At 60.7% G+C, this 9,035-nt stretch carries 5 protein-coding genes and 1 pseudogene; 1 reads left to right on the top strand and 5 read right to left on the bottom strand.

The genetic code is table 11. The annotated features are described in order from the left end of the window. Positions 1–471, top strand: a pseudogene (locus ACTHNR_RS09015) (hypothetical protein); the annotation flags it as partial. A gap of 9 nt (positions 472–480) precedes the next feature. Here the strand turns inward: ACTHNR_RS09015 and ACTHNR_RS09010 are convergent. The 5 genes from ACTHNR_RS09010 to ACTHNR_RS08990 all read right to left on the bottom strand — a co-directional run bounded on the left by ACTHNR_RS09010 (position 481) and on the right by ACTHNR_RS08990 (position 8,416). After that, a complete protein-coding gene (locus ACTHNR_RS09010) occupies positions 481–1,410 on the bottom strand; it encodes a hypothetical protein (RefSeq protein ID WP_440547236.1) in 930 nt (309 codons plus the stop codon). A 19-nt stretch (positions 1,411–1,429) separates the two neighbouring features. After that, on the bottom strand, positions 1,430–3,115 hold the full coding sequence (locus ACTHNR_RS09005; protein WP_440547235.1) for an NfrA family protein: 1,686 nt from the start codon (positions 3,113–3,115) through the stop codon (positions 1,430–1,432). A gap of 2 nt (positions 3,116–3,117) precedes the next feature. Continuing rightward, positions 3,118–5,067 (bottom strand): glycosyl transferase family protein, encoded by a 1,950-nt coding sequence (locus tag ACTHNR_RS09000; RefSeq protein ID WP_440547237.1) that lies wholly within the window; start codon positions 5,065–5,067, stop codon positions 3,118–3,120. Positions 5,068–5,317: 250 nt separating this feature from the next. Continuing rightward, positions 5,318–6,532: a non-hydrolyzing UDP-N-acetylglucosamine 2-epimerase gene (wecB, locus tag ACTHNR_RS08995; protein ID WP_440547234.1), complete on the bottom strand. Its 1,215-nt coding sequence runs from the start codon at positions 6,530–6,532 to the stop codon at positions 5,318–5,320. 240 nt (positions 6,533–6,772) lie between these two features. Beyond that, positions 6,773–8,416 carry a DUF2334 domain-containing protein gene (locus ACTHNR_RS08990; protein WP_440547233.1) on the bottom strand — a complete coding sequence of 548 codons (1,644 nt, stop codon included), beginning with the start codon at positions 8,414–8,416 and terminating at the stop codon, positions 6,773–6,775. Positions 8,417–9,035: the final 619 nt, after the last annotated feature.

Genomic DNA, 9,035 nt, shown 5'->3' with positions numbered 1-9,035 from the left:
ATCGTGAAGGGCGCCGGCGGGAAAGTGGCCGTGACGATGTACTACAACCAAGACCCGTCGGGCAACAACTGCTGGGAGTTGCCGATGGATAACTGGCGTACCTGGCCGACGCAGTTCTTGTCGTCGACGGTGCGCAACGGCACCGACTATGCGTTGTTCAGCTACTACCCATATCAGGACTGCCCCGGGCTCGCCCCGTCGTGGAAGAACGATTTCTCGGCGCTCGAAAGCCTATTCCCGAACGCGAAGGTCGGCTTCGGCGAAATCGGCACATCCGATACCGCGGCGCCCTGGTCGGTTCAATCGAACATGATCTCGACGTACTACCCGATGGTCGGCACCCTCAACGATCCGAAGTTTATCGGTGGCTTCTTCTGGTGGTATTACTCGGAAGAAATGCTCCCCTACTCGACGAGCAAGTACTTCCAACTGCTTCGCAACACCATCATCAACTTGAAAGCGCCGTCCTGAGTGACGGCATCATCGAGGGGCTGCCCCGTGCCGTCGAGCGGCGCGGGGCGCCAACGCCCGGGTGAGTTCGTTCGACACGTAGTGCGGCCCGTCGAACAAGTACGCCGAATATCCGCGATACGCCGCGAGTTGCGCCCGCAGCTCGTCGGCGGTAGCGGAGCGAAATCCGCCTTGCTCACTCGGGCGAAACGCTTCAGCGATCACGCGTACGCGGCCCGCGCCTAGCTTCGCGGAAAGCGCATCCAAATACTCGCGCGTGACCGACGGCACACGCGCATAGACTCCGCAGCCGTCCTGAAAGAACACGCCGACGTCCGCCGGCAGCCATGAGGCCAGCCAATCGGCAAGCGCCTTCCCGCCGACGTTCGACCGGTCATACACCGATATCCACAAGGGCCGCGGCAATGCGCTTATCAGCGATGCCAGCTTCGGCGCATCGGCCCATGAGGGGTCGATCTCGACCGGGAAGTAGTAGCCCGTGACGTGCAACGGCAGCCCGGACGCCGCGCGCGCCACGTGCGCCGACATCCGCGCGAGTTTGTCCACATTGGCGCGAGCCCGGTTTTCGTCTGCATAGCCTGCTAGGCCGAGGATGACGTCCTTGGCCCAAGGCTCCCTTCCTATCCGAGCCCAATCGGGCAGGTTCGCCGCTGTCTGCAATCCGGTGCCGAGCACGAACGCCGTGTCGTCCACCGCGATCCACTGAATCAGCAACTGATGAACGCCGAGCAGTTGCCAATCGCCGACGGGATTCGCCGTGGCATTGTCGAGCTGCCACACGATGCCCTGAGCGCGGCTGTCCTTGGGCATGTCGGCGCACGCGGCCGTCAGAGCGGCAGCCGCATACGCGACGCCGAGCAGCGCCAGACGCACGCCGGCGCGAGCGAGGCGCGGGCCTCGCCCTTCTTCCGCGCACCGGGGCTGCCCCCATCGAAGCATGATCGTCTCCCGCCGAGGACTAGTACCAGAGGGTCGCTTGCACCGCGAGGCCGCGCGCGCGCGCCGCCGAGGTGAGCGGGATCCGGTATTGCACGGTGATGTCGGCCCAACTCGCCGGCGCGCTGTAGCGGTTCTCGCGGAACCAAAAGCGAAACTGCACGCCGGGCCCCACGCCAAGCGCCGTTTGATTGCGCTCCTTGTTGTCGTGATCGAAGATCAGCGCCACGTGCGGGTAAACCGTGAGGTGATCGCTGATCGATGTGATCGCCCACGTGTGTCCGTATCGTAACTGGGAATACAAAATGTAACGACCTTGATGGAAGAAATAATCGGCTTCCGCGTACACTTGCCACGCTCGCCAGCTCGGTTCAGTGACGCGTAAATCGCTGCCCGCTTCCGACGAGTAGCCCAACCGAGCAAGCCAATCGTTTTGCGATAGGCTACCCAAACGCACGAGACGTTCGGCGCTCAGCACGAGGTTCTGATCGACGAGCGGTTTATAGCGTGCGCCTACCGAGCCTTGCAACGTCGGCAAGCCCGTGACGTTCCCCGAGCCGTCATAGGCCGTACCGTAGCCGCGCACGAAAAACTGCAAGATGCGGCCGTTTCGATAGCCGATCTTCGGCGGCTGCCAATACGCTTCGATGCCCGGCTGCAAGACGCTGACGGTGCCTTGATAGGAGAACGCCGACACCTGATAAGGCAAGCTGACCACGACGCCCCAGGTGCGCTCCAACTGCTCCACTTCGCGGCGATACCCGAAGCGGCGCTGATCGTCGAATGCATGTTCGTGGTCGTCGGCGTCGAGACTTGCCTCGAACAGCTTGACGGCTTCGTCGTTATCGCCGATACGCTTAGCCGCGTAGCCCGCGTCGGCATACGTGCCCGCTTTCCCGCCGCCCAATGCGAAGCCTTGCTGAAATTGCGACAACGCTTCGTTGTCCTTATTTTCGCGCAGCAGGTCGTATGCCTTTTGCAACGTCTTTTGCGCTTGTTCGCTACGGGGGTCGGGCTCGCTTTGCTGGGCGTATCCGATCAACGAGGCCGCGCTTTGCTTGTCGTCGTCGGTTACCGCGTGCGCCTGAGCGATTTGCGCCGCGGCGAGTGCGCCTTTTCGATCGCCGTTGCGCAAACGCAGTTGCGCGACGCGAAGCTGAACGGATACGTCAGGGTCGCTTTCGATCGGCGCCAACGCCTGGGCCGCCTGATCCGGTTCGTGCGCCATGAGCGCGCTATCGGCCCATGCGAGGCGAAGATTGCGTTGCTGCGCATCGTCCCAAGCGCCCTTCGCGATCGCTGCCGAAAAGTCGTTCACGGCCATGTCGTAGCGTTGCTGCTTTTGCTGCAGAAAGCCGTGTTGCGCGAGCACGCCACCGTCGTCCGGGTAGCGCTGCAGCAGCATGTCGGCCTGGGTATTGGCCTGCTCGATCTTTCCTTCGCGAAGGTAGACGTCGAGCATCAGCAAGCCCAACTGCAGGCTAGAAGGCTGCACGCGCAACGCTTTCGATGCGTAGTCCTCGGCAAGCGGCAAATCTCCCGCGGCGATTGCTTTATAAGCCGCATCGGCAAGACGATAGGCGCGTGGCGTGAGCGGCTGCGCCCAAGACGCGTTCGTATGCAGCGCGAGCGCGGCGACGGCCGCGATGCCCCCCGTGCGAACCAGCGCGCGCAGGCGCCTCGCTCGCTTGGTTGATCCGCGTTTCATTGTTATTCCCCCGGTTTTACCGCCTGCGCGACCCGGAGCGCGTACGCCCCTCCGGCGCCTCGTTCGCCCTCGGAAAAGCGCGCGTGGCGCGCGAGCTCGGCGGCGATCTCGGCGTCGCTGGCCACGAAATAGGCCACGTTGCAGCCCGCGGCGCGTTTGACGGTCTGGCGCTCGTCTTCCGTGAGCGGGCTGCCGACGGCGACGTTCAGCGTGCCGTCATCCGCAGTCGAAAACGGCACGGCGCGATAGGCGAGTTGCAACTCGGTCGCCAGCGCGGCCTTGAACCGTCCAGAGACGATGTTCGAAAGGCTCACGCGCGGCAACTCCGCTTGCTCGGCAAGCGCGTCGGCGAGCGATTCGGTGCCGAGCGCATCGCTCTCGAGCAAGAGTTCGCCGAGCCGCTTGCCGCACTCGGCCTGCCGCGCGAGGCACGCTTCGATTTGCTCGGCCGTCACGATGCCCCATTCGACGAGGATTTCGCCCAGCTTGCGCCGCTCCTTGCCGAGCTGATCGTTCGACAGGTACGTATGGCTCGTCTTGTCCCAGGCGATCGCCTTGCCCGTGATCAGGTGATTGATGAAGATGCGCCAGGCCCGGCAGACGGCCAGGAAGTTGATGAGATTGTTGACGAACAGCCGTGGCAGCGACAGCGCGCCCTGCAGCGCACCGTTCAGCTTCGCGACGAAATAGACACGCTCGCTTAAGCGCAGCGCGAGCAGGATGCTGTTGATCGCCAAAAGCGGCGCGAGCGTGCCGCTCACGAGACCTTCGTTCGCGCTGCCCAGCGGCGCGGCGCCCACGGCCCGCAAGAGCGCGATCGACAGATAGTTGATCAGCACCGCATACGCGAGGATCGAGACGATCGACGTGACCATGCCCTTGCGGTCGCGGAAGAACATATAGCGGTCGCGCCAGTTCCCCTTCCATCCGAGCTGCTGCCAACCTTGAAACGAGATCCCCAGAATCCACCGCGTCCGCTGACGATATGCAGTGCGCAAGGTACTTGGGAAATACTCGCGCGTCGCGAGTAGGTTGCGCGCGGACGCCATGCGCTGACGGTGGCGTCGCATCTGCTCGCGCACGACGTCGGCGATCGGAAACCTCGCGAACGTCTCTTTCATGCCGAGCTCACGCAGCCGGAAGCTGAAGTCGTAATCTTCGGTCAGCGTCGTGGTATTGAAAGGTTTGCCGTCGCGTTCTACGGAAGCGGCCTCGATCGCACGGCGGCTGTAGCACGACGCGACACCCGCGCCCGGAACGATGCCCGTGAGCAATTGCCTGGATGGAATGTCCTTCTGGTGCGTCTCGCTGAAGTCATCCATATACGTGCCCGCCACGAACTCGTTCCACTTGCGCGGCAGCGATAGGACGGGCAACTGCACCAAGTCGTTGTCGGCGATCGCGTAGTTGAAATACTTCAGCTCGATCGGGTGAATCACATCCTCGCAGTCGTGCATGATCACGCCGGCGAATTGGATGTGATGCGTCGTCTCATAGCGGCGAATGGCCGCGATGATCCAATTCAGGCAATCGGCCTTGCAGGTAGGGCCGTCGTTGAGCACCGTCGCACGGACGACGCGGCCCGGGTGGCGCCGCACCATCCGCTCTACTTCGGCCGTGGTTTCGGCATCGTTGTGATAAGTGCCGGCAAAGATGATGTAGCGCTTGTACTCCATCGTCGCGAGCGTGTTGTCGATCATCTTCGCGATGACGTCGTATTCCTTCCACGCCGGCACCATGATCGCCAAGTATTGCTCGTCGAGCTCCCGCAGCATCTGAGCGTCGACGCTCACACTCGATTCGCGACGCAACAGCCGCTTGACTTCGAAGACCCAATAAAACGCATCGAGAAAAAGATCGTCGATCGTGCTGATGAAAATGATGATCGCCGTCGTCATTGCAACGGCATTCAATCCATCCAGATACCAACCCCATGCCGATATTGCGTGCATTTTCACCAACCGCTCTTAATAGTCGCGCACTTATCGTATGGCGAATGATTCGCCACGACTGTACGTCGACACACACTGCACAGGCCGCCGATTTAAAAAGAACCGCGACCGATCGAACAGGCGTGAGCCATCGCGGCGCCTATGCGCCGATCGGCCGGTCCTCAGCCAAAAGACTCGAATGCAATGTTCTCAATCCGGAAAATCGACGGGCGGCTGCGCGTGCATCACGCGCCGCCCCCCGTGCTTACCGTCATGCCGATCTCAGCGCCTGCAGGCCCGAGGAAATGGCGTTGTGCAGAAGCATCGGCTGCGGCGCAACGCTTGCCATCGGCGAGACCGTGGCCGGGATCGACATCAACGCATCGACGATTCGATCGCTCGCGTGCCCGTCGCCATATGGATTGTTGGCGTGCGCCATCGCCACGTATTGCGCGCGATCGTCGAGCAGGCCACTGACCTCCGCCACGATTCGTTCCGTGTTCGTGCCGACTAGCCGCGCCGTGCCCGCGCGGACCGCCTCGGGACGCTCCGTCGTCTCCCTTGTGACAAGGACGGGTTTGCCTAGCGCGGGCGCTTCCTCCTGGATGCCGCCCGAATCCGTGACGATCAGATGCGCCTTCGACATCAAATACACAAATGGCAAATAATCTTGCGGATCGATCAAATGCACATTCGGCACATCGCTTAGCACCGCATTGACGGGAGCGCGAACGTTCGGATTCAAATGAACCGGATAAACGAGTTGCACGTCGTCGTACTTTCGCGCGATATGTCGCAGCGCCTCGCAGAAATGCCTGAAAGGATCGCCGAAGCTCTCGCGCCGATGACCGGTGACGAGAATCAAGCGGCGAGACGGATCGAGGAACGGATAGCGCGCCGAGATCGAATGCGCCAATGCTTCGTCGTGGTCGAGCTTGCGCTTGACTTGCAGCAGTGCGTCGATCACCGTATTGCCGGTCAGCACGACCTGCGAAGCCGGCGCGCCCTCACTGAACAGATTATGTTTTGCCTGCTCGGTCGGGGCGAACAGCCAGGATGAGACGGCGTCGGTGACGCGACGGTTCAACTCCTCCGGCCAAGGCGACCAAACATTGCCCGTGCGCAGCCCTGCTTCGACGTGACCCACCGGTATATACCGGTAAAATGCGGCAAGACTTGCTGCAAGCGTCGTCGTCGTATCGCCGTGAACCAGCACGGCGTCGGGTTGCCATTCGTCATAAACCTTTCCGATGGATTGGAGAATGCCCGATGTCAAATCACCAAGCGTTTGCCCCTCTCGCATGAGATCGAGATCGAAGTCAGGTGTGATCCCGAACAATTCCAGCACTTGATCCAGCATTTGGCGGTGCTGCGCCGTCACACAAACCTTCGCGTCGATCCCGTCTTCCTCGGCGAGTGCTTTGACGAGTGGCGCCATCTTGATCGCCTCGGGGCGAGTCCCGAATACCGTTAAGACCTTCTTCATTTCTTCCCCGCTCATTGGGCCGATGCCCTACACGTGACAAACGTGTCGGCGCGACGGCGCGCGCCCGCACGTTCCCCTGCAACACGTCTCGCTTTCAACTTGCAAGGTCACAGTAAGGGATCGGCAAGTGCGATGTCTGTGGGCCTGCGCTCACTGCGTCTTGCACACGCGCGGGCCCTCGCTCGTGAGATTCGCGCGGCAGACGCGAATCTCACGTCGGCAACTACCGATGTCCTCCTCTTACTTTGCGGTCGTTCCATCGACCCACTTGTAGCCGAGCTTCGTGATGCCCGAGACGAGACTCTTGAAGTCCGACATGGCCGGCACTTTCAATGCCGGTTCGAGCCAATACGGGTGGAAGAAAAACGAAGCGAATCCGTCGCGCACGACGAGCGCGTACTGCGCATTCGTCAGCACTTGCTGCCATGAGTAGGGTACGCACGAGAACGGATCGATATTGCAGATGTTGTATTGGATGCTGCCGAGGTTTTCCGGCACGATCCGTTCACCGTAGTAGTCCTTATTGATGATGTACGGGAAGAACTGACCGGCGGAGAAGTCCTGATTGGCCGCACCCGTGCCGATCTGGGGATTCGTCGACGTGTAGTAGACGGCCCGCTGGAACGACGTGGTGAACTCCGAGGCGGCGGCTTGCGACGCGAGCGGCGACATTTGATACTGCGGCGCGCCCCACCCCTTCACTTTGTACCCGTTGTTCGTGAACTCGGCCAAGCCGTCGGCCATCCTGCCCTGCGCCCATTGTGTGGAGTCTTCATCGACCGGGCGGTTCTGCACCATGTACCAGAACTCGTAGTCGTTGCCCGAGACCGCGTTCTGCACGTTTGGCGTCGAATCGTACTGATGCGTATAGCCGTGCATGACGATCGATCCGCCGCGTGGGAGGGCGTAGTTGAGCGCCGACTTCAGGCCCGTCGCCTGCGCGAGGTGGATCGTCTCGGGTACGCCGCCGTTGTAATACCCGTTAGGATCGGTGTAGAACGGAATGGTCGCCATCGTGATCGGGATCTTCAAGCTATATAGATAGTCGGAGAGCTGCTTCATGGAAGCTGTCGTCGTGTAGGCGTCGAGATCTTCGAGCCGCACGAGCGCCCGATGGTTGACGGGTGCACCGGTGTTGAGGATGTCGTGCAGCATGTCGCATATCACGAGGTATCGGTCGGTGGGGCCGATATAAGTGAACGGCATGTCGGCGAAATACCAAAGATTGCCCGAACGGATCACATACGGCGCCGTCGCCTTCGTTTGGCTATTGGTGATCGTGACCAACGACTGCGCCTTGGTCGCATCGGCCACTTGCGTGAGACCGATGTCGGGATCGGCATTGACGGTTCCCGTCGAGGCGTCGTACGCGTAGTACTTCACCATCGACATGTTCTTGTACGTCACGGTGTCGTAGAAACCCGGATTCGGATTGCTAGACGAAGGCTGCGCATTCAGCCCCGCCAATCCGAGGAAATTGATGCCGTACGTTTGCGTGAACGTGTACGCGGTATTCCAAGCCACCTGCCACAGGTTGTACTTGAACCACACCACGGTCTTTGTCGCAGTCATGACGTCGCTCATGAAGGCGGCCGGCAACGGGTTGTTGTAATAGTCCCCTATATAGAATGTGGCGGTGTTGCTGTTGATCTGCCCCGCCGTGTAGTTCTGCACAGGCTCGAGCGTGACCGTCGCATTGAAGTGGCCGAGCAGATTGCGCAGCATGATGGCGTAAATCATCCCAAGCTTCGAATACGGATCGTTTGCCGGGTTGTCGTACAGAATCAGCGTGCTGGCGGTGGTGGCCTGCGCGTGCGCCGTGCGCGGCGCCAGGAACTGAGTGAAGCCGACCAGCAATGCCAGAACGAGAATGAACTTCTTCATGTCAGGTCTCCCTAGTCGCGTTCGACTGTGCCGCCGACACGCTTGACAGTGTTCAGTTGGAACTTGGGACGGCCTGTTTCCTTATAAGCGTCGTGCCAATCTTTTTTGGACATGCCGGGTTGTAGCTGAACGTGCTCCGAGCCCGCCGGCAAAGGCGGAACCTTGAAACTCTTCGTTGGATTAGGGCCTTTCGCGGCATTATTCGACACGCCTTGCGCACTCGCTTCGAATGAAGCGAGGCTGCTCGAAAGCGCGATCGTCAATAACGCGGTTGTCGCCAATGGAGTGAATCGACGACGGGGAGAAGCGTGTCGGACGGGCATAACGGACTCCTTGTTCACTAGGCTGCGGTCTCTGCCGGAACGGCGTTTTTATGACGTGCAGCAGTCCGTCGAGAAGCTCCGAAGGGAACGTCTCGAAAGGTGGTCTCAGGTTTGATCAGCACGGGGCGAATAGGCCGAAGGGGGTTCGGTCGCTATTCGCTACCCTGCGCTATCAGAATGCACGCTTAAGCGCGGCGGTGCGCGATCAATTCGAATGGATATGTAGGACGGCGCACACTGATTGAGGCCGGTCGGTGATAGCGCAGTTGATATTTTGATAATTTGTTATTGAGAAT

It is taken from the genome of Trinickia sp., from assembly GCF_051954495.1.
GTDB lineage: Bacteria > Pseudomonadota > Gammaproteobacteria > Burkholderiales > Burkholderiaceae > Trinickia.
Note: the sequence above shows the minus strand (reverse complement) of the source record. Positions and strands in the feature narration are given on the sequence as shown.